The organism is Gilliamella sp. Fer4-1, assembly GCF_001690515.1.
Lineage (GTDB): Bacteria > Pseudomonadota > Gammaproteobacteria > Enterobacterales > Orbaceae > Gilliamella > Gilliamella apicola_C.
This window is the reverse complement of the sequence record NZ_LZGZ01000263.1, coordinates 1-25,276: the sequence shown is the minus strand read 5'-3', so window position 1 is coordinate 25,276 and position 25,276 is coordinate 1. Positions and strand designations below refer to the sequence as shown.

Annotated in this window: 19 protein-coding genes; 6 read left to right on the top strand and 13 right to left on the bottom strand. The window is 35.5% G+C overall.

Going from position 1 to position 25,276, the window contains the following annotated elements; translation table 11 throughout:
• Positions 1-1,108, bottom strand: a 1,108-nt coding sequence (locus A9G30_RS09290) for a YcbX family protein (protein WP_218057817.1), incomplete at its 3' end; no start/stop codon positions are given.
• An 81-nt stretch (positions 1,109-1,189) separates the two neighbouring features.
• A complete protein-coding gene (gene greB / locus A9G30_RS09285) occupies positions 1,190-1,672 on the bottom strand; it encodes a transcription elongation factor GreB (RefSeq protein WP_065568126.1) in 483 nt (160 codons plus the stop codon).
• Between the two features lie 292 nt (positions 1,673-1,964).
• Between greB and A9G30_RS09280 the strand changes: the two genes are divergently transcribed.
• From A9G30_RS09280 to A9G30_RS09270, 3 genes are all read left to right on the top strand, one after another.
• On the top strand, positions 1,965-2,897 hold the full coding sequence (locus A9G30_RS09280) for a hypothetical protein (RefSeq protein ID WP_065588762.1): 933 nt from the start codon (positions 1,965-1,967) through the stop codon (positions 2,895-2,897).
• Positions 2,879-3,238, top strand: coding sequence for a hypothetical protein (locus A9G30_RS09275; RefSeq protein ID WP_065582929.1), 360 nt, complete (start codon positions 2,879-2,881; stop codon positions 3,236-3,238). The genes A9G30_RS09280 and A9G30_RS09275 overlap by 19 nt, the downstream gene beginning before the upstream one ends.
• Positions 3,239-3,557: 319 nt before the next feature.
• Complete coding sequence (locus A9G30_RS09270) at positions 3,558-5,864, top strand: Tex family protein (RefSeq protein ID WP_065588761.1); 2,307 nt, start codon at positions 3,558-3,560, stop codon at positions 5,862-5,864.
• Positions 5,865-6,003: 139 nt separating this feature from the next.
• Here A9G30_RS09270 and A9G30_RS09265 read toward each other — a convergent pair whose 3' ends face one another.
• From A9G30_RS09265 to A9G30_RS09220, 10 genes are all read right to left on the bottom strand, one after another.
• Entirely contained in the window at positions 6,004-6,870 is an 867-nt protein-coding gene (locus A9G30_RS09265) for a YjjW family glycine radical enzyme activase (protein ID WP_065588760.1), read from the bottom strand.
• Positions 6,845-8,392: a YjjI family glycine radical enzyme gene (locus A9G30_RS09260; RefSeq protein WP_442903450.1), complete on the bottom strand. Its 1,548-nt coding sequence runs from the start codon at positions 8,390-8,392 to the stop codon at positions 6,845-6,847. The genes A9G30_RS09265 and A9G30_RS09260 overlap by 26 nt, the downstream gene beginning before the upstream one ends.
• A gap of 14 nt (positions 8,393-8,406) precedes the next feature.
• A complete protein-coding gene (gene ushA, locus A9G30_RS09255) occupies positions 8,407-10,041 on the bottom strand; it encodes a bifunctional UDP-sugar hydrolase/5'-nucleotidase UshA (protein WP_065588764.1) in 1,635 nt (544 codons plus the stop codon).
• Between the two features lie 79 nt (positions 10,042-10,120).
• Complete coding sequence (locus A9G30_RS09250) at positions 10,121-11,422, bottom strand: pyrimidine-nucleoside phosphorylase (protein ID WP_065588758.1); 1,302 nt, start codon at positions 11,420-11,422, stop codon at positions 10,121-10,123.
• 147 nt (positions 11,423-11,569) lie between these two features.
• Complete coding sequence (locus A9G30_RS09245) at positions 11,570-11,974, bottom strand: cytidine deaminase (protein ID WP_442902724.1); 405 nt, start codon at positions 11,972-11,974, stop codon at positions 11,570-11,572.
• Positions 11,975-11,997: 23 nt separating this feature from the next.
• Positions 11,998-13,971 carry a bifunctional 2',3'-cyclic-nucleotide 2'-phosphodiesterase/3'-nucleotidase gene (locus A9G30_RS09240; RefSeq protein ID WP_065588757.1) on the bottom strand — a complete coding sequence of 658 codons (1,974 nt, stop codon included), beginning with the start codon at positions 13,969-13,971 and terminating at the stop codon, positions 11,998-12,000.
• A gap of 29 nt (positions 13,972-14,000) precedes the next feature.
• Positions 14,001-15,170 (bottom strand): adenosine deaminase, encoded by a 1,170-nt coding sequence (gene add, locus A9G30_RS09235; protein WP_081295789.1) that lies wholly within the window; start codon positions 15,168-15,170, stop codon positions 14,001-14,003.
• A gap of 281 nt (positions 15,171-15,451) precedes the next feature.
• The gene (locus A9G30_RS09230; protein WP_065582921.1) at positions 15,452-16,699 is read right to left on the bottom strand and encodes a nucleoside permease; all 1,248 of its coding nucleotides are present in this window, start codon (positions 16,697-16,699) and stop codon (positions 15,452-15,454) included.
• 102 nt (positions 16,700-16,801) lie between these two features.
• Positions 16,802-17,518, bottom strand: a complete 717-nt coding sequence (deoD, locus tag A9G30_RS09225; protein ID WP_065588756.1) for a purine-nucleoside phosphorylase — start codon at positions 17,516-17,518, stop codon at positions 16,802-16,804.
• A 52-nt stretch (positions 17,519-17,570) separates the two neighbouring features.
• Complete coding sequence (locus A9G30_RS09220; protein WP_065588755.1) at positions 17,571-18,800, bottom strand: phosphopentomutase; 1,230 nt, start codon at positions 18,798-18,800, stop codon at positions 17,571-17,573.
• Positions 18,801-19,257: 457 nt separating this feature from the next.
• Between A9G30_RS09220 and murB the strand changes: the two genes are divergently transcribed.
• The 3 genes from murB to birA are packed head-to-tail and all read left to right on the top strand — an operon-like array spanning position 19,258 to position 22,398.
• The gene (gene murB, locus A9G30_RS09215) at positions 19,258-20,268 is read left to right on the top strand and encodes a UDP-N-acetylmuramate dehydrogenase (protein ID WP_065588754.1); all 1,011 of its coding nucleotides are present in this window, start codon (positions 19,258-19,260) and stop codon (positions 20,266-20,268) included.
• A 59-nt stretch (positions 20,269-20,327) separates the two neighbouring features.
• Complete coding sequence (locus tag A9G30_RS09210) at positions 20,328-21,470, top strand: MFS transporter (protein WP_065582917.1); 1,143 nt, start codon at positions 20,328-20,330, stop codon at positions 21,468-21,470.
• A complete protein-coding gene (gene birA / locus A9G30_RS09205; protein WP_065582916.1) occupies positions 21,445-22,398 on the top strand; it encodes a bifunctional biotin--[acetyl-CoA-carboxylase] ligase/biotin operon repressor BirA in 954 nt (317 codons plus the stop codon). The genes A9G30_RS09210 and birA overlap by 26 nt, the downstream gene beginning before the upstream one ends.
• Positions 22,399-22,473: 75 nt before the next feature.
• Here the strand turns inward: birA and A9G30_RS09200 are convergent, their stop codons facing one another.
• Positions 22,474-24,774, bottom strand: a complete 2,301-nt coding sequence (locus tag A9G30_RS09200) for a zinc/cadmium/mercury/lead-transporting ATPase (protein ID WP_081295788.1) — start codon at positions 24,772-24,774, stop codon at positions 22,474-22,476.
• Positions 24,775-25,276: the final 502 nt, after the last annotated feature.

Genomic DNA, 25,276 nt, shown 5'->3' with positions numbered 1-25,276 from the left:
TTTTAAATTCTATTGCGATATCCCCTTTTGGTATACAACTACAGGCTAAAATTTGCTTATTCTTTTTTATCGCTGATGAAGTCAATGCTTCTACTTCTCCTTTTTCCAAAACCACTAAACAACGCCCGCATACGCCAGCCCGACAAGAATTGGGTAGGGCAATATGCTGTTGTTCAAGCTGTTCTAAAATAGTTTGTTGATTATTACCTATAATTTTCTGATTTTTATAAGTAATAGTGCAAGGCTGAATGTCTTTTTGTGCTTTTTTAGGAAGATTTTTAAGGTAGTTTTTGGCTGTTTGTCGTTCAAGTATTTCAATTTTATCACCGATAGACACCGTTCCACTGTTTCGGGCAATCATATTCATCCCAAAATCAATGTCACCTTCTGAATCAGAACGAAAATGTGCTAATGTTGTTAAAGGTTCATTATTGTGTAGTGCTTTTGCTGCATTGACATTGAAAGTGGTTAATACACAACGAGTACAAGGTTTTACAATATCAAAAATCACCTCGCCAATTTTAATGGTCTTCCATCCATCTTCAGCAAAAGGCAATGCGCCATCAATAACAATATTGCCTCGAAATTGTCGAATATCCAATTTTTCAGGGCAATGTCGCTCAAGATAATTAAATGAAGCTTGATTTAACAACAAATAAGGATAACCATCAGCAAAGCTAACTGGCACATCAGGATAGCGCTTGGTTCGACGATTTAATTGTTTGCCGATCCAGCGTAATTGAACATCTTTTTGAAGGAAATGACTAAAAAATTGATTCACTTTAATTGGCGCAATATGTGATGTAAAGTGATTTCCCCAAACTTCTGTAGCTTCGTTACTTTGCGAAAATTCATCAAAATTAATTGCTATCGACTCATTGGTTGGTAATGAAGCTTCTATCTGATTATCAATTATTGTCGTTTTAACTTTTAAAAGTTCAGGATACCGCCTTGCAGTAATAAATGTACCATCTGGTTCACTTAGCATTAAAATGCGATCATGTTCAAAACCACCATGAACACATTTAGCATTAGCTAACGCAATACCTTGCATTGACTTAATTGGGTAGATAAAGAGCTGGTTAACGGCAATCATAAAGTTAAGCATTTAATTAGTTTTTCAAAATTATAGCGTTAATCATTTCGAATTCATACATTGAAACACAAAATGCGATAAATTGGTTCAATTTTACACAAAATCCCGATAACTAATATCAACAACATAATAATACGTTTTACCGTTTGGTGTAATGACCGATATTTCATCATCAATTTTATGCCCTATTAGCGCTCTTGCTACAGGGCTGTTAATCGATATCCAATTTTTTTTAGGATCAAATTCATCCGTTCCTACAATACGATAAATATGTAGATTTTCTTTTTCATCTTCTAATTTTACCCATGCACCAAAAAATACTCTGCCTTCCTGTTTTGGATTAGGATCGACAATTGTCAGTGATTCTAATCGTTTAGTTAGAAAACGAACCCGCCTATCGATTTCTCTCAACCTTCGTTTGCCATAGATATATTCGGCGTTTTCACTGCGATCGCCAAGGGCCGCTGCATCAGATACTGCTTGGGTAACTTTAGGCCTTTCTTCTTTCCACAAATATTTTAATTCGTGTTCGAGCGCTAAATACCCTTCTCTTGTTATATAATTTGCTATTCGCATAATTTAACGTCCTTTTCATTTTATTTTATGTATTTTAGTATTTAATCGAGTATTTAATATGTATTTCACATGTTTTTGTTGTTTTTATTTTGTTGTTTTTGATTTAAATTGTGTCGCAAAGATAAAAACAAAGTTTTGTTATGGTTTTTCGTTTTTTTTCTTCTATTAATGATAAATGGTTTACCTAATAATTATATTAAGTTATGTGCACTACATAAATAGGTTTAATTCAACAATCATTGAAATTCAATAACAGATTTTATATAACTTAAAATTATTATTAGGTATTAATATGGCTACACGGTACCAATTAGCTTTTAACTTAGTTTTTTTTGTAAGTTTTTTCTCAACAGAGTCTTTAGCATTATCGGCTGTTACCACTAATGTTATTGAAGGACACAGCCCTCGCTTTATTACTTCGATTGAAAATAGTATTGAATCGAATGCTGAATTTGATTATTTTGGTGTTACCTATGATGGAAAAACTTATTTTAATACAAACGATTTGGATTCTGCACTAGGCATTAATATTGCGACTAAAACTCCAGTGAGTTTGAAATTATCCTCTGCAATCAAACAACCTCAAAATACAGATGTAATAGATGTTGATGGTGATGGTGATATTTCTTTATCAGAAGATACAGCCCATCCTCTTTCTCTAGTATGGTATTATGAAGATTCAGATAACAATGAGGTTAAATTAACAGCAGCTCAGACAACAACGACATTTAGTACATTATTGAAAAATGGCGTTTACCCATATATTAAAGTAAGTGGCTCTGTTTCTTTGAATACAAAGTATGGTGTGCCAAACTCTCAGAATTACCCAGATAATAAGATAGCCATAACTAAGACTCCTTATCGAAGATTTCATATCAAAATAGGTGGCGAAGCAATTAAATATGCCAGCCCAAATATATCTTATGCTGGTGGAGGCTATACCTATGGTGATAAAAGCATTTTTGACCCAGCAACTAACAATGGTCATATACCACAATCTGATTATTTAGATAATTTCCCATCTACAGGTGCAAATGGGCTTTATTTTTATTTAGTGATCAATGGAATAGATAATACATTAGATACAACAACATGGATGGTAAAAACATCAAATGTTGATGATAGTTCGCTTAATGCAATTACCGCAAGTATACAAAAAACAGAAGCCCAAGCTCAAAAGGGTTCAAAGTTTATGATAACAAGAATATGGTGCTTGTCACGTTAAAATGCCCTGACTCATCAAGTAAAGTTGAAGATAAAGCTACAGCACCAACAGCCAACTTACCTGTTGATATTGAATTAATTGGCACAACAAAACAGGGTTTGAAGCTCATTGATAAATTTAGAATAACGCAGTGGTTTATTAATCGAGGGGATTTTGTTGCTTGGCCTGCTCAGCAAAAAGAGTGGTGTGAAGGATTAGGCAATTATCGACAAGCAAATGTTAGGGATTTGAGTAATGCTAGGTTAAATAGTTTAAGTGATAATTTTCATCCTCATCATAATTATAAAAGAGCTGTTCACCATGGATTACTTACTGAATGGGGGGCAATGGCGTATTTTTAGGAGCTAATTTTTATAATCAAACCTATGGTTGGATCAGTGGAATTTCACCAAGTAATGGCAATGCTATTTATGTAAATATGAATAGAAGCATTGTATGATAATAATGTAACGACTTGGGGAACTGGTTATGATTATTATGGGATATGTGTTGCTAAATAAAATGGTGAGTTTAATTATGAGTTTTATTTAATATTCATTTACTCAATAAAAATTAATGATAAGTAGAGCTATTTTTAGATAACTGATCAAATTCGTTGAATTGCAACAAAAACGAAGATAGGTATATAATTACCACATGTTAAAAAATAGATAAATAACCATGATTAATAAACAAATTAGCCATATTATAGCTGGTGAGCTGACGGTAAAACCAGAGCAAGTTTTAGCTGCAATCCAATTATTGGATGAAGGTAGTACCGTTCCATTTATTGCCCGTTATCGGAAAGAGGTGACAGGAGGCCTTGACGATACTCAATTACGCACTTTAGATAGCCGATTGAGCTATTTACGTGAACTTGAAGATCGCAAACAAACGATTTTAAAGTCAGTTGAAGAACAAGGTAAATTAACACCAGAATTAAGCCAAAGTATCATACAAACGTTAAGTAAAACCGAACTTGAAGATCTTTATTTGCCTTATAAACCTAAGCGTCGTACTCGTGGTCAAATAGCTATTGAAGCGGGTCTTGAACCATTAGCTAATGACTTATGGCAAAACCCAATACTTGATCCGGAAATTGAAGCGGAAAAGTATATCAATTTGGACAAAGGTATTGCGGATACTAAATCTGCATTAGATGGTGCACGTTATATCTTAATGGAGCGATTTGCTGAAGATGCAGCATTACTGGCAAAAGTACGGCATTATCTCTGGAATAATGCGCATTTAGTTTCACAAGTGGTGAGTGGCAAAGAAGAAGAGGGCGCAAAATTTCGAGATTATTTTGCACAAAGTGAACTTATTTCAAAAGTGCCTTCTCATCGAGCTTTAGCGATGTTTCGTGGTCGAAATGAAGGATTTTTACAACTCTCGTTAAATGCCGATCCACAATTTGAAGAAACACCAAAAGAAAGTTATTGTGAACAAATCATCACTGAATATTTAGATGTTCATTTTAATGATCAGCCAGCAGATAAATGGCGTAAAGCCGTTATTAATTGGACATGGCGCATCAAAATTCTAATGCACATGGAAACCGAATTAATGACAACATTACGTGAACGCGCCGAAGAAGAGGCGATCAACGTATTTGCTGCCAATTTGCATGATATGTTAATGGCTGCTCCAGCTGGTATGAAAGTGACCATGGGGATGGATCCTGGATTACGTACAGGCGTCAAAATTGCTGTTGTTGATGCAACCGGTAAATTAGTCGCGACCGAAACGATTTATCCGCATACAGGTCAAGCCGATAAAGCAGCCATGATAGTGGCATCGCTTTGTATTAAATACCAAGTCGAATTAGTGGCTATTGGTAATGGTACGGCATCGAGAGAAACAGAGCGTTTTTATCTCGACGTTCAAAAAAAATACCCAGAAGTTAAAGGTCAAAAAGTTATTGTCAGCGAGGCAGGGGCGTCAGTGTATTCAGCTTCTGAACTTGCAGCACAAGAGTTCCCCGATCTTGATGTATCGATCCGTGGTGCGGTATCAATTGCAAGACGATTACAAGATCCCTTGGCAGAGCTTGTTAAAATTGATCCTAAATCAATCGGTGTTGGTCAATATCAGCATGATGTAAGCCAAACTCAGTTAGCTAAAAAACTTGATGCGGTTGTTGAAGATGGTGTAAATGCGGTTGGTGTCAATTTAAATACCGCCTCAATGATGCTACTTGCACGTATTGCCGGACTTAATAAAGTGATTGCCCAAAATATTATTGATTGGCGTAATGAAAATGGGCAATTTACTGATCGTAAGCAGTTATTAAAAGTTTCGCGTTTAGGTCCTAAAGCCTTTGAACAATGTGCTGGCTTTTTAAGAATTATGGATGGTAAAAATCCGCTTGATGCATCAGCCGTTCACCCCGAAGCTTATCCTGTAGTAGAGCGAATTTTAGAAAAAAATCATAAATCATTAAAAGATATTCTAGGTGACACAAATTATTTAAAATCACTTAACGCAGTTGATTATATTGATGACCATTTTGGTGTACCAACAGTCACAGATATTATTAAAGAGCTCGACAAGCCAGGCCGTGATCCAAGACCTGAATTTAAAACTGCTCAATTTGCTGATGATATCGAAACCATGACAGATCTAAAAGTTGGCATGGTTCTGGAAGGCGCGGTAACCAATGTAACCAACTTTGGCGCTTTTGTGGATATTGGTGTTCACCAAGATGGTTTAGTGCATATTTCGGCACTGTCAGATAAGTTTGTTGATGATCCAAGAACTGTTGTGAAAGCTGGTGATATTGTTAAAGTGAAAGTGATTGAAGTAGATATTCCTCGCAAACGTATCGCTTTAACCATGCGTCTTGATGATCCTGCTTCATCAACTAAACAGGAAGATAGTCGATCTTCTAAAAGTCGCTCACATACCAACAAACAAAATAATACGCCATCATTAGGCAACAGCGCGATGGGGAACGCATTTGCTGCAGCATTTAAAAAAAGCAAATAGTAAGTTATCACATGCTGGCAAATATTTCTTGTAATATATCACAATAAGTTGAGTCAAACAAAATAATAAAGAGGAGGAAAGCTCCTCCACCTCTGTAACGTATATTTAATCCGTTATTACTCAATTTCAGCAAAATAGATTATAAATATACAGATGGTAAGGTAATTTTATTTAACCCATTTTGTTCTAATTGTTCTGCAAAAAGTTCGACTTGCTGTTTAGTGGCTACAGACCATGTTTTAGCGATACCGTGCACTCCATGATTATGAAATGCATTAATTCTTATTCGAATATTAGGATCCAAATCCATTAAGAATTCTGCAATGTTTTTAGCATTGTCTTGTAGATCGGTTTGTTTTGGAATAATTAAAAACCTTACTTCATATAATTTGTTAACTTCTGAAAGATATTTAATGGTTTCTTTCACTCGTAGGTTGCCTTTACCCGTGAGTTTTTTATGTACATCATCATCCCAAGCTTTAAGGTCGATCATCGCACCATCCATTACGTTTTCTACTTTTTGCCAACCTGTTTTCACTAAGTAACCATTGCTATCAATAAAGCAGGTAAGGTGCTTTAAATCCTCGGCTTGTTTAACAGCATGAAAAAGTCTTTCAATAAAAGGTAACTGTAATGTCGCTTCGCCACCACTAATGGTAATACCATTCAAAAAAGGCAAGTATTTGCGGATCTCAAGTAAAACATCTTCAACACTATATTGATAGGTCATTGGAGTAGAACTGTGACGACAAGTATTAATACATGTATCACATTGCTCACATTGTGAAGATTGCCAGATAACTTTATTATTGATAAATGTTAACGCTTGATGCGGGCAAATTGCCACACAATCACCACAATCCTTACACGGCGAAATAGTATAAGGATTGTGGCAATTTAAACACTTAAAATTACAGCCTTGTAAAAATATGACTAACCGGTTTCCTGGTCCGTCAACACAAGAAAAGGGTAACAGTTTATTAATGATTGCCCATGGCTTGTTCATAGCTGATTACTCGAGGTGTGCGACATAAGTAACTCTTGTTGTCAGGCGCTTCGGCTGCTTCGCTACCTAAAAATGTCGTATTAATCCGCGATCCTTCTTGTTTATATTTTTTGATATCCGATAGTCTTACCATATAGCCAGTTACTCGCACAAGATCATTACCACTGATATTAGCAGTAAATTCACGGAAACCAAATTTAAATGCGGCTTTACAAATTTGTACTAATGCTAATGGGTTATTTTTTATCGTTTCATCAATCGTTAAAATATCACTAATGCCAGCGGTGTAATATTTATGGTGTTTAAATAATGCCATAATGTGTGTAACAGGATCAGGTTCATGTCCATAAGGTATGCGTAAACCTGGTGTAGCATCTCTATCGGAACTGATGCCCGATTGCGCATGTAACATCGCCTTTCCTTTCCAAGCATAGTTAACCTTATGATTATCAACAAATTCAGCAAGTTGTTTAGAAATTGTTGAAGCTAGCTCATTGGCCCCTTCGTTTTTACCATAACATCCTGCCAATCCTGATTTTTCTTGTAAAATATTGATCGCTTCTGCCATCGCATAAATACCAAACATTGGTGCGAATCGAGTTGCGTCAATTAATCCTTCATTAACTAAAAAACTATTGCTAAAAAAGTTAGATTTTTCAAAAAGAAATACTGATCTTGCTTGAATTAAATTCATCTGTAATTGGCAGTAGTGCGGAAGAACATGTTTTAAAAAATCATCAATATCTTGACTACGTAATGCCACTTCTTTCAAATTAATTCTGGATAATGTGCTCCCACCACCAGCAACAGGCAGTGAGTTATAACAGCTCACCACACCGTAGCCTTTTTCATCAAAATCTTTTTTAATCATCATATTATTAGCAATATGGGGTTTTGCTGTTTCGCAAATATTCTCAATTGCGGTATTGAGTAACGATTCTGGCGTGATATCTTCATCATAAATAAACGTTATATTCGGAGCAACTTGTTTAAGTTCGCGATCAACACGTAAAATAACGTGGCAGATCACATTATCTGTTGGCCCAATATTGGCATGCATGAATGCATCTGGTAAAATACGATCAAGCATAATCCAAAAGCGCTTTAATCGCTCATAAACTTCATTTTCTGTTAGATTGCCAACATAAGGGAGTAATATTTGATCTAAACAGCCTAAATAAACAGGCATACCAGTTACAGAAGGAACGTGATGATAAATGATGGTAAGCATATTTAATGCATCATCAAATGTTTTTGCTGGCTCAAGTTCTAGCCATTTTGAACCTTGCTTTAAAAATTTAGCATAATCAGGTAGCACATAGCGGGGCTTATAGGGCGCATGACCTTCATACATATCGCAAATCACACGTTCATCTAAAGCATGTCGGGTTTCACTATCTAGATTTACATAAGGTAAATTATTTTCTGCTGCAAGTGCAAGTAAATGGGATTTTTGTTTAGGTGATAGATTAGGATCAGTCACTATATTATAACAATTTAGTTGAAATTCTGTCATGTTCATAGCTACCTCAGTACTTATTTTTCAAAAATAAATGGTGTTGGTTCATAATTTGATGCATTAATAGGAGAGTATTTCTCAAAATACTGTTTTACTACATCAGCATCACGATAACCCGTATCAACATAAGTTGGTGAAGTATTGGTTATTGGGTAACCATCACCACCAGCAGCTAAAAAGTCTAGCGTAACTATGCGATATGATTTTTGTAAATCGATAGGCTCATTTTTAATTTTTATATCTTCAATGTTATTGTTTGATCGTGTCAAGGTGATATTTTTCATATGCGCATATCCGCCAGAACCTGGTTTTTTGTTAAGAGCTACTTTGAGGTAATCAATTAATTCACTACCCGTCAGATCAAAATAAACAACGTTATTACCAAAAGGCTCAACTTTTAAAATATCGCGATAAGTAATATTACCTTCAATTAATGAATCGCGAATCATACCACCTGACATAATCCCCATATCAGCACCGGTTTTTTCAATAAAAGCGCTAAGCAATAATTGTCCCATATTGCTTTGTTGATATCTTACAATATTACGATCACCTTCAAGTCGGCCGGATAACTCTCCGCTTTTAATTAGTAAGTGTTGCTTTCCTTGTTCTTGATAAGGCTTTAGATTTTCGAGTAATTTTTTATCTTGTAATATCTCTTCACTGTAATATTCAAGGCGTTTTGTACCATCACCATTATCGACTTCTTTTTTTAAATTGATAGGGATTAGTTGATAATTTTGCAAAGTTATTTTGCCGTTTAAAAAGGTAAAATCTGCACGTCCAACATATTTACCCCATTCATGCGCTTGAACAATCCAAGTCCTGTTTTGCTGATCGGGTGCACAAGGGGTTCCTGGGACATATTCGGTAATGCGCTTATTTGGACTTGCCATACAAACGGGATTTTGTGAATGACCACCCACAATCATATCTAATTCACCACTTTTTAACCTGCGGGCTAATTCAACATCTCCAGGCGCCATTGAACCATGTTCGCCATTTTCATAATGTCCCATATGCGTTAAAGCAATAATCATATCAGGATGTTCCATCTTTTTTATCTGAGCTATAATTTTTTGCGCCTCGGGTAAGGTTTTATGAAATTCAATGCCATCAGTATTTTTAGGTGAAGCTAAAAAAGTTGTATCATCCGTGGTTAATCCAAATACTGCCACTTTAATACCATTTAAATCAAATGTTGCGTAGGCATCAAAAACACGATTATCGGTGCCTTTAAAGTAAGTATTTGCAGATAGAAAAGGAAAATTTGCCCATTTTTGTTGTTCACGAATAATCGTTAAAGGGTGATCAAATTCATGATTACCCACAGCCATCGCATTGTAGCCAATTTCATTCATACCTAAAAAATCAGGTTTTGCTTGAAGTACATCGGATTCAGGAACGCCAGTATTAATATCACCGCCAGATAGAAGCAACAATTTTCCGCCTTTAGCAGCTACCTCCTTTCTTATTTTATCAACGACTGTTTTTTGTGCAGCAAGTCCATATTCACCAATATCATTTTGCCAAAAACGGCCGTGGTGATCGTTAGTATGTAGAATAGTAAATTGATAAATTGTGTTCTTTTCCCAAGTGGGTATTGTTGGTTTTTTGTTCAAAACAGTCGCTATAACATTAGCTGAAAACATACTCAAAACAATAAGTAGTGATATTTTTTTATTTAATTTTGGCTGAAACATGGTTCCTCCTAAATCCTTATTATAATGACTACTCCGTAATCACTTTATAAATCAATTGTGGCTCGCTTGCACTATCACTAACAATAATATTGTCATACAATTTTTGTTTGATTGCATCAAGCTTATCAGTATTGGCATGAATCATTAATAAAGCTTCACCCTCATCAACTTTATCGCCGACTTTTTTATGTAATACGATTCCAACCGCTGGATCGATGATATCATCTTTGGTTGCTCGCCCCGCGCCTAATTGCATTGCAACAATGCCAATTTGATCCGCAATAATCTTTGTAATGTAGCCTGATTTTTGCGCAGGTAGTGCGATTTGGTATGGCGCGCTTGCTAATTTTTCAGGATGATCAACAACCGAGCTATCACCGCCTTGCGCTTCAATTAAGGTCTTAAATTTTTCAATTGCTTTACCATTTTTTATGACCTCTTGGAGTTTAGCTCTGGCTTTTTCTAATGTTTTCGCTTTGTTGGCAAGCACAATCATTTGGCTACCTAATGTTAAAACTAGCTCAGTTAAATCAGCAGGACCTTTACCTTTCAAAGTATCAATCGCTTCTTTTATTTCAAGTGCATTACCAATTGCAAAACCAAGTGGTTGTGACATATCTGAAATAATAGCCATGGTTCTGCGGCCAATTTGGTTACCGATATTGACCATTTCGTGAGCTAATTTTTCTGAATCAACCATATTTTTCATTAGTGCGCCATCACCGGTTTTAACATCAAGCACAATAGCATCAGCACCAGCAGCTAATTTTTTACTCATAATTGAGCTTGCAATAAGTGGAATAGAATTAACGGTGCCAGTTACGTCACGTAGTGAATAGAGCTTTTTATCGGCTGGTGTTAAATTACCTGACTGACCGATTACTGCTAAACCCTTGGTATTCACCTGATTAATAAAATCTTGTTTGCTTAATTCAATTTTGAATCCCGCAATCGACTCAAATTTATCGGTGGTGCCACCAGTATGCCCAAGCCCACGTCCTGACATTTTAGCGACCGGCACATCTAATGCTGCAACTAAAGGAGCAAGTACTAATGTTGTGGTGTCACCCACACCACCAGTTGAATGTTTATCGACTTTAATTCCTTTTATTGATGATAGGTCAACAGTATCACCTGAATACATCATGGCACTGGTTAAATCCGCACATTCTTTTGATGTCATACCTTGATAATAAATTGCCATTAATAAAGCGCTAACTTGGTAATCAGGGATGGTACCATTAGTGTAGTTAGTAATAAAAAATTGAATTTCATCAGTGGTTAATGCATGTCCATCACGTTTTTTTTCAATAATATCTACAAATCTCATTATTCGTCTCTCTTAATATCAATAAATTAGGATTATATTCTTCTCATCCATAATTTAGCTTGATGAGAAGGCTAATCCTAGCTAACAATAAGTATCAATTTCTTTTTATTTTCAAGATAGCTAAAATTACATTGCTCACAAGCAAAACTAATCTAAATCACTTGGCGAAAAAGACCAAGGTAACAATTCACCAACAGTGGTTTCTTGGATTTTACCTTGCATATTCGTTAAAATAACTGGCATATCTTTAGCGCAAAACTCACTGATTACTTGACGGCAAGCTCCACAAGGCGAAATTGGACCGTCAGTATCACCAATTACCACTAATTTTTTAAATTTTCTTTTACCTTCTGAAACTGCTTTAAAAATAGCGGTACGTTCTGCACAATTGGCTAGGCCATAAGAGGCATTTTCAACATTGCAACCTAAAATCGCCTCATCATCTTCAGTGATTAATACTGCACCAACCTGAAATTTGGAGTAAGGAACATAAGCTTTAGAGCGAGCAGTTTTAGCGAGTTCAATGAGTTTTTCAATTTTCATATTGAGAATCCTTTGTTTCGTAATAATATTAATTAAATTTTAGGTTGAGCGTTAGCTGATGACTGTAAATCTAATCGATAAACACCAAAACCTAATTTATCTTTTTCGATAAATTCAGTAGGGTATAGTGAATGTTTTTCAATATAAGTTTTAGCTTCATCAGTAGGGGATGATTCAAAACGAATATCTAATTTGGTTTCACTCGATATTGGCGCAATTTGCCAGTTGTTATCAACAATAACATTGACCGATCCTTCTTGTTTAGTAACCTTAGTGATATAAGCTGACAGGATCACTCTTAAATCATCTGGTGAATTAAATTTAACATTTTTTTCGCCAGTACCTGGGAATATGCCGCTATAAGCTCGATAATTATTTGTAGCAATTAAAAACATTTGATTAGGATCAAGTGGTTTTTGTTTGTATGTCAAATTAGTTATTCTTTCAGATGTTGGATTGATTAACTGGCAATTAGCATCATAACGTGGAGGTTTGGTGATATCGATTTGATAATTTACACCATCAATTGTATCAAAATTATAGGTTCTAAATTTATCCCAATTAATTAGATATTGCGGATTTGCTGTATGAATATCTATTTGGTTATACATACCCGCAGAACATTCAAGCCATTCTTTTATATTTTTGCCTGTAATTTTAATTACAGATAAAATATTAGGATACAGATAGATATCTGCTGCATTTCTAAAGGTAAGATCACCCTTTTTTACGTCAACAAAAGCGCTTGGATCGTTTTTTCTGCCACCAGCTTTAAATGGTGCAATAGCTGATAAAACTGGCAGGCCATCCAGATCTGGATCGCCTTGAATAAATTGCTTAACGTAATCGGTTTGTGCATCATTAATAATTTGTAAGGCTGATGTATCTTCGACTAGCGCTAAATAGCTAGTAATATCGGTTGAAACTTTACCAATAGGTTTACTTACAAATTTACGCGTACCTTGGTGGTCTGTTGTTAGAATATCAACGAGTTTTTGATCAGCTTCAACTAAGGCTTTTTTATTCGTTTGGTCATAAATGGGCCGTGCTTCAGATTTCCCTGAAATAGCTTGCCAATTGGATTTATCTCCCGTTAGAACTAAATCCACTACGCCTAAATGGCTTCCCCATTGTCCTGGCATGACCGCGGGAACATGATTGATATTTCCAGTTTTTATATCAGTATTAGGAAGTGATTCAAATTCTTCACTTGGGAAGACGCCATGTGAGTGACCAAACATAATTGCATTAATTTCCTTTACTTGGCTTAAGTAATAAACTGAATTTTCAGCTAACGCTTTATAAGGTTCAGCCGACACGCCAGAGTGTGGAATTGCAATAATGACATCAGCGCCTTGTTTTTTCATTTCCGGTACTAATAATTTAGCGGTTTCAGTAATATCTTTGACAACAACTTTGCCATTAAGGTTAAGCTTATCCCATTGCATAATTTGTGGTGGGACAAAACCGATATAACCAATTTTGATAGTATGCTTATTATCATCTCTATCAATAACAGGAGTATCTACAATAATATATTGCTTGAAATATGGCTTATTGGTTTTAGCATCATAGACATTGGCATTAATGTAAGGAAATTTAGCTCCAGAAAGGCTTTTTTTCAGAAATTCCAATCCAAAATTAAATTCGTGGTTACCAATATTACCAACAACATAATCAAGGGTATTGAGTGCTTTATATACTGGGTGTATCTCGCCCTCACTAAGGCCTTTATCAACTGCATAATCAGCCATTGGGCTACCTTGAATTAAATCACCATTATCTACAAGAACACTATTTTTTACTTCACCTCTTGCTTGATGAATTAAATTGGCAGTTTTAACTAACCCATATGAATCAATAGTTTGATCTTTAAAATAATCATAATTCATCATATTGCCGTGTAAATCAGTCGTTTCGATAATTCTTAAATCGACTGTTGCAGCATTAGCAATACCGGAAATAAATAGGGATAAAAAGGTCAGGATGCGTTTATTTTTTTTCATGCGAATCTCCTATCATTCTGATAACTAAATTAGTTAACGGGCATGGCTAGTAACTGCTTTTGATATTCTAAAAATCGTTTAATGATTGCTGGATGATATTTCTTATCATTAATGCATTTTTTCATCACTTGTTTATCATTAGAGGTAAAACATGAAAAAACATGCCCTATCAAACGACTCTTAACCGATTCTTCGGCAAATGCGGCCTGAACGCCACACAGCGTTATGTCAAGCAATTCTAATCGTGAAAATGCAAATATGGATTGGGCAATGTTATATTCTTTTTCAATATCGGTGCCGAAAATTCCGGCATCATCCGTATTGAGAGTAATGCGAACCCCTTGGTCATAAAGCCGTCTTATTGGGTGCTGATAGATATCGCCGTGTAGTTCATTAACCAAAATACGATTACTGGTGAGTGCAACTTCTAGGGTGATGTTGTTCTTAATCAGTTCATTAATTAGATTTTGATCATCAATGGCTTTAATGCCGTGCCCAATTCTTGTTGCGCCATGTTTTAATGCTTGAATGATGCTTTCTGCTGGCTCAATTTCGCCTGCATGATAAGATTTTTGTAAGCCTAATTTAGATGCTAATTGATGTGAATCTTGAAAATCATCGAAATGACCTGCTCTTTCATTGCCTGCAATGTTGAATCCAGTAATAAAACGGTGATGATTATTTTCAATAAATTTTAATGTTTCATGGACAATTTTAGCACCAAGATGTCGAACGCCGATAACATGATACCTAACGGTAATATTATGATTTTTTCGGACGTCAATAATGGCTTTATCCATTTGTGTTAAGGTTTGTTGGAATCGTTCTTTATCCCAAGTCATCTTGCCATCAATTTCGGTTGCACAGATATGGTAAGGAGAGATAAAAAGTTCACAGTAGATTAGTCCCTGTTTGGCATTTCTACTCAAAAAATCAAATGTAATTAAATAATAATCTTCCGGAGTTTTTAAAAAATGAGAAACAGTATCATAAGTTTGAATAAATTCTATGAAATTTGTTTCATCATATCGATAACGTCCATTTTGATACTCTTGCTCATCATATTCTCCCTTTTTATAACATAAAGAACTAGGAAAGGGGATTTGATTTTTATCAGCTAACTTTTGAGCCATAATAGGAGTAATGCTCCCTTCAATGTGCTCATGTAATATGACTTTGGGTATTATTTGATCGTTCATTAGGTATTTAATCTATTTAAAATGAGCTAAATGGTTTTAGTAATAATGACATTAAAACACTTATCAAAGCTAAAAATAGCATATTTATTGTTGCTAATTATAAGCTAGGGTATTTTACCTTGATAAGACATCCTCCCGCCATACATTTTGCATTACTTATTTATATTTTTGTTTGGTAAATCATATTTTTAAGCTAATTTTGTGCTAGCAAAAGGCAACAACTAATATTGCTGCCTGCATATTGATTAAGTGGCGGGAATGAACAACCACTCAATGAATTATTAATTTATGGTTGCTTGTGGATTAGGATTCTCGTTTTTAAAAATCAACATAAACACAATAGCTAGAACCAAAGCATAACTTGCAAAAACAAGCCAGACTGTTTGCCAATCAATGCCACTTGTAGTTGTGTAATGATCGACTACAAAGCCACTAATTACCGAACCTAAATAAGCACCAAGCCCATTGGTCATGGTCATAAATAGTCCTTGAGCACTATTACGAATAGTTGGCGATACGGATTTTTCAACATACATTGAACCTGATATATTGTAAAAGTCGAAGGCACAACCATAAACAATCATTGAAAGAAGTAATAGTATAAAACCGACTGGAGATGGATCACCATAAGCAAATAAACCAAAACGTGCAACCCAAGCAAACATACTAATTAGCATAACGTATTTGATACCTAAACGTTTCATAAAGAAAGGTACAAATAAAATAAATACCACTTCTGAAATTTGAGAAATAGATAATAGTACGGAAGGATACTTAACCACTAAGCTATCGGCATATTCAGGAAATTTTTCAAAATCATGTAAAAATGGATTACCAAAGGTGTTGGTGATTTGTAAAATGCCACCTAATAAAATTGCAAATAAAAAGAAAATAGCCATTCTAGGTTGTTTGAATAAAACAAAAGCATCTAATCCTAATGAGCTAATGATGTTTTTTTCATCATTCGTGTTTTTTGTTGTTGGAATTAATGGTAATGAAAATGAATAAAGGCTGAGTAACAAAGAAGATGCAGCAGCGATATAAAGTTGCATACTACTAAGTTCTAACTGTAAAAAACTCACAAGCCACATGGCAACAATAAAACCGATCGTGCCAAAAATTCTGATACAAGGGAACTGAGTAATGACATCAAGTCCTTGTGATTCTAAGCATGAATAAGAGATTGAATTTGAAATGGCGATAGTAGGCATGAAAGCTAAGCAATGAACAAGTATCACTATCATCATCATGAAAGGTGATGTGACAGAAGCCGCAATAAATAGCGTTATCGCACCGATTAAATGACAAAGCATATACAAACGATTAGCAGGTATCCATCTGTCAGCGACAATACCAAGTAAGCTTGGCATGAATAATGAAGCGATGCCCATTGTTCCATATATTGCTCCTACTTCAATACCAGTAAATGCTAATTTACGCATCATGTAAGAACCTAGGGTGATTAACCAGCTTCCCCAGATAAAAAATTGCAAGAAAAATATAACTTTAAGTTGAAACTTAATATTCATTTATGATTCCTTAATAAACGCGATCTTGTATAACCTATTATCCAAATATTAATAAAATAATTATTTGATCAAAATAAAAAATGGCAGATTTCCTGCCATTTTTTAGTTTTGATTTAATAAAACAGACTCTAATGCAACGGTGATCATTTCTTTAAAGCCTAACTGTCTTTGCTCTGCTGACATTGCTTCGCCTTTTCGAATATGATCTGAAACCGTGCAAATGGCCAGTGCTTTTGCACCATATTCGGCAGCAACCCCATAAATGCCGGCAGCCTCCATTTCAACGCCTAAAATATTGTACTTTTCCATAACATCAAACATATCAGGTTCAACACTATAAAAAAGATCTGCAGAAAAAAGATTACCAATTTTAACATTTACACCTAATTTTTTTGCGGCATTAACGGCATTATAAGTTAAATCAAAATCGGCGATAGCGGCAAAATCATGATCTTTAAAACGTAAGCGATTGACTTTTGAATCGGTACAAGCGCCCAAACCAACAATAACATCACCCACGTTAACATTAGGACTAATTGCACCACACGAACCAATACGAATGATGTTTTCAACACCGTAAAATTTAATCAGTTCAGTTGCGTAAATTGAACAAGATGGAATGCCCATTCCATGCCCCATAATTGAAACTTTTTGACCTTTGTAATAACCCGTAAAACCTAACATGGCTCTTACATTAGTAATTTCTTGTGCGTTTTCTAAAAAGGTTTCTGCAATGAATTTTGCTCGTAGCGGATCGCCAGGCATTAAAACGGTTTTTGCAAAAGCATTATCAATGGCATTAATATGCGGGGTAGACATCAACTTCTCCTGATATTTGTTTCTAAATCGATATTATTTGAACTTAAATTACTTATTTTTTTATAAATGATTTACCGTAATCCATTGGCGATAAATCAAAATAATCGGCAACACTTTGCCCAATATCGGCAAATGTTTCACGATGACCTAAAGATCCAACTGGCACACTATCTCCATAAACAATGACAGGGATATGTTCTCGAGTATGATCAGTACCAGGCCAAGTTGGATCGCAACCATGATCGGCACTAATAATAAGCAGATCGCCGGGTTTAATAAGTGCCAACATCTCAGGAAGGCGACGATCAAAATATTCTAACGCAGCAGCATAACCCGATACATCACGGCGGTGACCATAAGAGGAGTCAAAATCGACAAAATTAGTAAATACAATGGTGTTATCTTTAGCTTGTTTGATTTCTTCAAGTGATGCATCAAATAAAGCTTCAATACCGGTCGCTTTCACTTTTTTAGTAATCCCAACTTGTGCATAAATATCGGCGATTTTACCGATTGACACTACAGTACCGTGTTTTTCATCAACCAGCTTTTTAATTATCGTTGGCGCTGGTGGTTCAACAGCAAGATCGTGACGATTACCCGTACGCACAAATTCACCTGCTTTTTTACCAACAAATGGTCTAGCAATAACGCGACCAATATTGTAGTTACCTTTATTCAGTTCGTCACGAGCAATTTCGCAAATTTCATAAAGTCTATCTAAGCCAAATGTCTCTTCATGACAGGCAATTTGGAAGACTGAATCAGCAGAAGTATAAAAAATAGGTTTGCCAGACGCCATATGTTCTTCACCAAGCTCATCAAGAATAATCGTGCCTGATGAGTGACAATTACCAAGATAACCGGGAAGTTTTGCGCGAGAAATAATCTTATCTAAAAGATCTTGAGGAAAGCTGTTAGTGGTATTAGTAAAATAGCCCCAGTCAAAAAGGACTGGTACACCTGCAATTTCCCAATGTCCTGAAGGTGTATCTTTACCTGATGAGATTTCACTGGCATAACCATATGAACCAATAATTTCGCCTTCTGTCATCATGCCTTTAGGATATGCTCCAGTTGACTCATAGGCGGCTTCTATTAAGCCTAATTTTCCTAGATTAGGTAATTTCAATGGTCCACTTCGACCTTGTTCCGCTTTACCTAATGCACAAAACTCAGCGATATGACCCAATGTATCTGCACCTTCATCTCCAAATTTTTTGGCATCTTCAGCGCCGCCGATTCCAAAGGAATCTAGGATCATAATAAAAACTCTTTTCATAATTTCCTCTAACTCATAAGCAAAACTTAACTTGCGCACAAACAATATAATCAATAACTGCTAATTAAATAACAGTGGTTGTTTTTCGCGCTAGCAATAAGTAATTCAGACTATAATTTATAAAAAACATCGCTTGGTTAGTTATAATACACGATAACAAAAAACAAAAAAGATTTAAGCGTTACTTTAGTTGAATATTTGTATAAATAATGTGATGAATTTGATAATAGTCACACTTTTGTCGAAAAAAAGTAAATAGACTAGTTTTATGAAGTGCACGATTAATAGTAAATTTAAAGAAAAATTAAAATTATTCGCGATTAAATAATTAATCAAATAAGCTTAACCAATGTGGTAATATAATCAGCAAATGCAATAGAGTCCAAACTATAAAAATAACACATAAAATCGATTGACTTTTGGACATCTATTTTCACAAAAATAAAGGTAGTTATCAATGAAACAAAAAATTCCTAATACATTTGGTCTAACTGTTTTTGCACAAAAAGTTGTCACGATCACTACAGTCGAACAATTACAACGAGTTTGGCAAGATAACTCTCAAAATTTACCTATTATAATTATTGGTGAAGGCAGTAATACTCTTTTTACCTGTGACTTTGATGGTATTGTTATTGTTAATCGCCTAAAAGGTATTACCATAACCGAAACCGAACAAGCGTGGCATTTAAAAGTGGGGGCTGGCGAAATTTGGCATGATTTAGTATCAACAACTATTGCGCAAGATATATCAGGACTTGAAAACCTCGCATTAATTCCGGGTTGTGTTGGTTCGGCGCCTATTCAAAACATTGGTGCTTACGGTGTTGAGTTTCAAAACATTGCTGATTATGTAGAACTGCTTGAGCTTGCTACAGGTAAAATCATCACAGTTACCGATGGTCAATATGGATACCGTGAAAGCATCTTTAAAAAAGCATATTTGCAAGGTTATGCGGTCATCAATGTTGGTATCAAATTACCCAAACTGTGGCAACCAGTACTAACTTATGGTGAATTACGAAACTTTGATCCAAAAAATGTCACCCCAAAAAGGGTCTTTGATAAAGTGTGCGAAATTCGCCGCAGTAAATTGCCCGATCCAAAAGTTCTTGGTAATGGAGGGAGCTTTTTTAAAAATCCCGTGGTCGATAAAATTGAGGCAGATAAGCTACTTGAAATTTATCCGAATATGCCAATATATCCACAAGCCAATCATCAATCAAAATTGGCCGCAGGTTGGCTTATCGATCAGTGTGGTCTAAAAGGCTATCAAATAGGCGGAGCTGCCGTGCATCAACAACAAGCGCTTGTATTAGTTAACAAAAACCAAGCAACAGCGCAAGATGTAGTTGAATTAGCTCGTTATATAAAAAAATGTGTATTACAAAAATTCTTGGTGAGTTTATCGCCAGAAATCCGATTTATCGGCAACTCGGGCGAAATTAATGCTGACAGTTATTTATAATTAATATCAAATTATAATTGCCCGCAAAACATAACCCATAAATTATATGCGATAACATTATGAAACATTCGTATTCATTTCCTATTTTATTAACGAGTTTACTCTTTGTGACTATCTCGTTGTCAGCTCTCAATACGCAAGTGCCATTGTGGCTAGTGCGTAATGAGTTTTCGCTTGGGCAAATTGGTCTTGTGGGATCAAGCTATTTTACTGGTAACTTGATTGGTACTGTTTTTGCCAATTGGTTTATTAGTAAATTTAATGCTCGACACACTTATACCTATAGTTGCATTATTTTTGCTATTGCAACTATTGGTTTAAGTTTTTCAATGAATTTTTATAGCTGGGTAATGTGGCGCTTTTTTATTGGCATTGCATGCGCTGTCACTTGGGTGGTGATTGAAAGTTGCATATTACTCACCGGTCCAGTGCATACACGTGGGAAAATGCTTGCAGTTTATTTAACCACTTATTATTTAGGCACGGTTTTGGGGCAAGCTTTGTTACAGTATTTTCCACAAGATGTCTTGTATTTTGGATTGGTTATTATGTTACTGATGGGGCTTGCGATTTTATTTATTTTGCGTACACATTATAAATTACCAAAAAGAAAAAAAAGCAGCTTTGACATTATGCCAATGATATTAAATAAACCCTCTCGGCTTGGGTTAACCGGTTGCGTTATTGCTGGTATGTTAATTGGGTCGTTATATTCACTGTTACCAGTTTATTATTCACACTTGGGTTATAGCGATATTCAAGTTGCTAATTGGATGATTTTACTTATTTTATCAGGAGTGGCAGCACAAATGCCTGCCAATTGGTGTGCCGACAAATTTGGACGGCAAATTGTATTGCTAATTGAATCACTGCTTATGTTGGTTGCATGTATCATGCTAATATTTAATTGGTTTGGTGCGTTGGCAATTATCTTATTAGGTGCAACCATTTACACCATTTATCCCATATCGATGGCTTGGGCTTGCTCATGTGTTAAAAAGCAAAATATTGTGGCTATGAATCAAGCAATGCTATTAACTAACACTTTAGGTAGCCTAGTTGCTCCTGCGGTGATAGCATTCATCATGGATAAAACGAGTAATACCTATTTATTTGTTAGTTTTGCTATAATTTCGTTATACTTCGTTATCTTATTAGTTAAAAAAAGAGGAACGGATGCGCAGCCACAAAAATCCACTTAAATTAATTGAAATATTGGCCGATGGACAGTTCCATTCAGGCGAAGAATTGGCAACCATTTTCGGCATAACACGTGCTGGTATTAATAAATATATCAAACAACTGCGCGAGTGGGGGATAGTATTAACGTCAGTACAAGGTAAAGGCTATTGCTTGGCTTCTCCTCTTAATTTGCTTAATAAAGCTAAAATTGACCAGTATTACCAGTCGAATAGTCAGTGTGAAGTATTACCGATTATTGATTCAACCAACCAATATCTGCTTGATCGAATAGGGCAATTAACATCAGGTGATTGCTGTGTGGCTGAATTTCAATCAAAAGCGAGAGGAAGACGTGGGCGAAAATGGTTTTCACCTTTTGGTAGCAATTTATACTTCTCGATGTATTGGCGATTAGATCAAGGCGTAGCCGCGGCAATGGGGTTAAGTTTGGTGGTAGGGATAGTACTTGCCGATACCTTACGCACATTATCAGGCCAAGAGATCAAAGTTAAATGGCCAAATGATCTTTACCTTAACGACCAAAAGTTAGCAGGTATTTTAGTTGAGCTCGCCGGTAAAACTGGTGATTGTGCCCATGTAGTGATTGGTGTTGGTGTCAATCTAACCATGACAAACCCCGATACCAACATAGTTAACCAAAAATGGGCTAATTTAGGTAATGTTGATCGTAATTTACTTGTGGCTCAAGTCGCCAAAGTCTTAAGAAGTCAATTAATCGAATTTGAAAAACATGGTTTAGCACCATTTATTCATGATTGGAATAGACTAGATAACTTTGCCAATCGACTAGTAAAACTATTAATTGGTGATAATACCATTCGCGGCATTGCAAAAGGCATCAACGAGCAAGGCGCTTTATTGTTAGAACAAAACGGTAAAATTAATGCCCATATTGGTGGCGAAATATCATTAAGAATTGATGAATAATAAACTTAAAATTATTTAAAATAACTATTCCGCTTGTAACAAGCGGAATAGATTAAGTAAATATATTCTTAACTTTTATTTTTTAAATGTCAAAACCCGAAGGGCATTAGCAGTCACAATCGCAGTCGTGCCTGAATCAGCCAACACTGCTAGCCACAGTCCAGTAAAACCAAACAAACTGGTAATCAAAAAGATCAGCTTAATTCCTAATGCAATGGTAATATTTTGTTTAATATTACGACTCGCAAAGCGAGTCAAACGAATTAACTTAGGTAAACTGAGTAAGCTATTTTTAGTTAATGCGGCATCGGCAGCTTCTAGCGCAACATCTGTGCCACTTCCCATGGAAATACCCACCGTTGCGGCCTTCATGGCTGGCGAATCATTAATACCATCACCTACCATAGCAATTGACGTTGTGTTGTGGAGCTTTTCAATGGTAATCAACTTATCGGCAGGCAACAGTTCAGCGCGGTATTCCATACCTAACTGATCGGCAATAGCTTTAGCCGCTCGTGCATTATCACCTGTTAGCATCAAAGATTTAATACCAAGCTGATTAAGTTCATGTATTGTAGTCTTTGCATCTGACCGCAACATATCTTGCAGAGCAATAATGCCCATCAGTTGTTGATTTGTTACCGCAACCACCACGGTTTTACCTGCACTTTCAAGTTCCGCAATGATTTTAGCGTGTTCATCATTTAAAGGCGTTGAAACGGTCGCAACTTTGTTTGGAGAAACAATATAAAAAATCTGATTATCAATCTCGCCTTGAATACCAATTCCCACAATTGCTTTACGATTATCGGCCTGATTAATGCTTAACTGATTTTGTAATGCGTAATCAACAATAGCTTTACCAATAGGATGATGCGAACCACTTTCAATCGAGGCAACCGTTGTTAATAATTGTTCTTTGGAAATATCTTGAGGAATCACATCGGTTACTTGTGGTTTACCTTCAGTTAAGGTACCAGTCTTATCAAACGCAACCAGTTTAACCGAACCAATATGCTCTAATGCTGCTCCACCTTTAATTAGCACACCTTGCTTTGCCGCATTCGACAAGGCCGAAGTTATCACCGCAGGGGTTGAAATTACAAGCGCACAAGGGCAACCAATTAATAACAACGTCAAGCCACGATAAAAACAAGTATACCAATCAGCATTGAACAACAAAGGTGGCACAACAATTACCAATAGTGCAAATAAAGCAATTGTAGGCGTATAGTAACGGCTAAATTTATCAATAAAACGTTCAATAGGCGCTTTGCGCTCCTCGGCATCTTCAATCATCTGTAAAATACGATCAACCGCATTTTGTCCGACTTCTGATACCACTTTAAGTTGAATTGTATTATCAACCACCAACGAACCAGCCAAAATCTTATCGCCTGAAAGATAATTAACCGGAATGGATTCGCCAGTTAATGCGCTTTCATCAATATTGGCTTGTTCGCTCATCAAAATCACATCAGCAGGCAACCGCCCTCCTGATGAAATTTCAATAATATCATTGGGTTTTAAACTATGACTGGCAACGGTTTTTCGTGCTCCGTCAATGATTATTACAGCCTCTTCGGGCATGAGCTGAGCGAGCGAGGAAATGCCTTTTTTTGCTTTACTTGTTGCAATACCTTCTAGCATTTCACCAATCATAAATAAAAAAATGACCATGGTGGCTTCTTCGGCTGCCCCAATAAATAAAGCACCAATAGCTGACACGCTCATTAACGACTCAATCGCAAATGGTGTACCACTGCGCGTTAAAACCAATGCTTCTTTCAAAATAGGAATTAACCCTATTATTGCGGTTGCCATAAATGCATATTCGCCAATAGTTTGATTATATAATAACAGGATATAACTCATCACAATTAAAGTTCCTAATACAACTAAAGGGATTAGTGCCTTTTTGTCAAAATGATGATGATCGTGATGATGCGAATGCTTATTGGAAGGCTCGAAAATAGGTTTATAACCCAACTCGATAACTTTATTTTCAATTAATTGAATAATTTCCTGATTCTTTTGGGGAACAAAAACCATTAATTTTTCGGTAGAAAATATCATCTTTGTTTGGCTAATATTAGGTAAGGTTTTTAAACCATTTTCAATTTTTTGAGCACAACTGGCACAATCCATACCGGCTATTTTCCACGTTAATTTAACATGTTGGTTTTGCCTATCAGGATCTTCTGGAGGATCGCCAAAGTTATTTTGGGATTTGGTAGTATGAGTATCTCCTCCGCAACAAGGCGTGGATTCTTGATGACAATTTATATCATGAGGCATCTGTACATGATTGTGTGCTATATTTTGACAATTACTATGACAATTATGATGATGTATGTATTTGTTATTGTATAACATAACATTACCTAAGTGAGTGGATGATTTTGATTGTACGCTAAAAAATAAAAAAGAAAATTATTTTTATTTTCATTATGTGCTAAATAAGGAGGATTAATTAAAAATGAGTTGAGCGAGTATGTTGTAGTTGAGTTGGATTAGTTGTTTAGCTTTTTTAGTCATTATAAATGGCTAGTTTACCAAACATTTAGCTAAATCTATAATCGTTATTTTTGTGATGTAATTATCCTATGTCTTATTGATGATAGGATATTAATTTTGTTTTATTATGTAGATTCCAACCCTAATCGTTTTTCAACTTACTATAAACAACGTGGGACTTTCTATAAATTATGAAATTTATTTATAGCAATGATAAGGCAAGGGCTCTTCATTGGGCGCTTTGTGAGAAAAAGCGAGCTCCTTTTATAGAGTTAAGTAAGATTAATAATCAATACACTAATATTTTTTATGATATAACAAATTATCATATTTCTTTAGAAGAAATCTCTAATGATATAAA

Excerpts from the sequence above, each read along its gene's own strand:
- A9G30_RS09260 (WP_442903450.1), bottom strand. The coding sequence starts at position 8,392 with ATGAACATGACAGAATTTCAACTAAATTGTTATAATATAGTGACTGAT.
- A9G30_RS09230 (WP_065582921.1), bottom strand. The coding sequence starts at position 16,699 with ATGAATATTAAGTTTCAACTTAAAGTTATATTTTTCTTGCAATTTTTT.
- A9G30_RS09265 (WP_065588760.1), bottom strand. The coding sequence starts at position 6,870 with ATGAACAAGCCATGGGCAATCATTAATAAACTGTTACCCTTTTCTTGT.
- A9G30_RS09240 (WP_065588757.1), bottom strand. The coding sequence starts at position 13,971 with ATGAAAAAAAATAAACGCATCCTGACCTTTTTATCCCTATTTATTTCC.
- A9G30_RS09220 (WP_065588755.1), bottom strand. The coding sequence starts at position 18,800 with ATGAAAAGAGTTTTTATTATGATCCTAGATTCCTTTGGAATCGGCGGC.
- birA (WP_065582916.1), top strand. The coding sequence starts at position 21,445 with ATGCGCAGCCACAAAAATCCACTTAAATTAATTGAAATATTGGCCGAT.
- A9G30_RS09280 (WP_065588762.1), top strand. The coding sequence starts at position 1,965 with ATGGCTACACGGTACCAATTAGCTTTTAACTTAGTTTTTTTTGTAAGT.
- ushA (WP_065588764.1), bottom strand. The coding sequence starts at position 10,041 with ATGTTTTCAGCTAATGTTATAGCGACTGTTTTGAACAAAAAACCAACA.
- A9G30_RS09200 (WP_081295788.1), bottom strand. The coding sequence starts at position 24,774 with ATGTTATACAATAACAAATACATACATCATCATAATTGTCATAGTAAT.
- murB (WP_065588754.1), top strand. The coding sequence starts at position 19,258 with ATGAAACAAAAAATTCCTAATACATTTGGTCTAACTGTTTTTGCACAA.
- A9G30_RS09210 (WP_065582917.1), top strand. The coding sequence starts at position 20,328 with ATGAAACATTCGTATTCATTTCCTATTTTATTAACGAGTTTACTCTTT.
- A9G30_RS09275 (WP_065582929.1), top strand. The coding sequence starts at position 2,879 with ATGGTGCTTGTCACGTTAAAATGCCCTGACTCATCAAGTAAAGTTGAA.
- deoD (WP_065588756.1), bottom strand. The coding sequence starts at position 17,518 with ATGTCTACCCCGCATATTAATGCCATTGATAATGCTTTTGCAAAAACC.
- greB (WP_065568126.1), bottom strand. The coding sequence starts at position 1,672 with ATGCGAATAGCAAATTATATAACAAGAGAAGGGTATTTAGCGCTCGAA.
- A9G30_RS09270 (WP_065588761.1), top strand. The coding sequence starts at position 3,558 with ATGATTAATAAACAAATTAGCCATATTATAGCTGGTGAGCTGACGGTA.
- add (WP_081295789.1), bottom strand. The coding sequence starts at position 15,170 with ATGAACGATCAAATAATACCCAAAGTCATATTACATGAGCACATTGAA.
- A9G30_RS09250 (WP_065588758.1), bottom strand. The coding sequence starts at position 11,422 with ATGAGATTTGTAGATATTATTGAAAAAAAACGTGATGGACATGCATTA.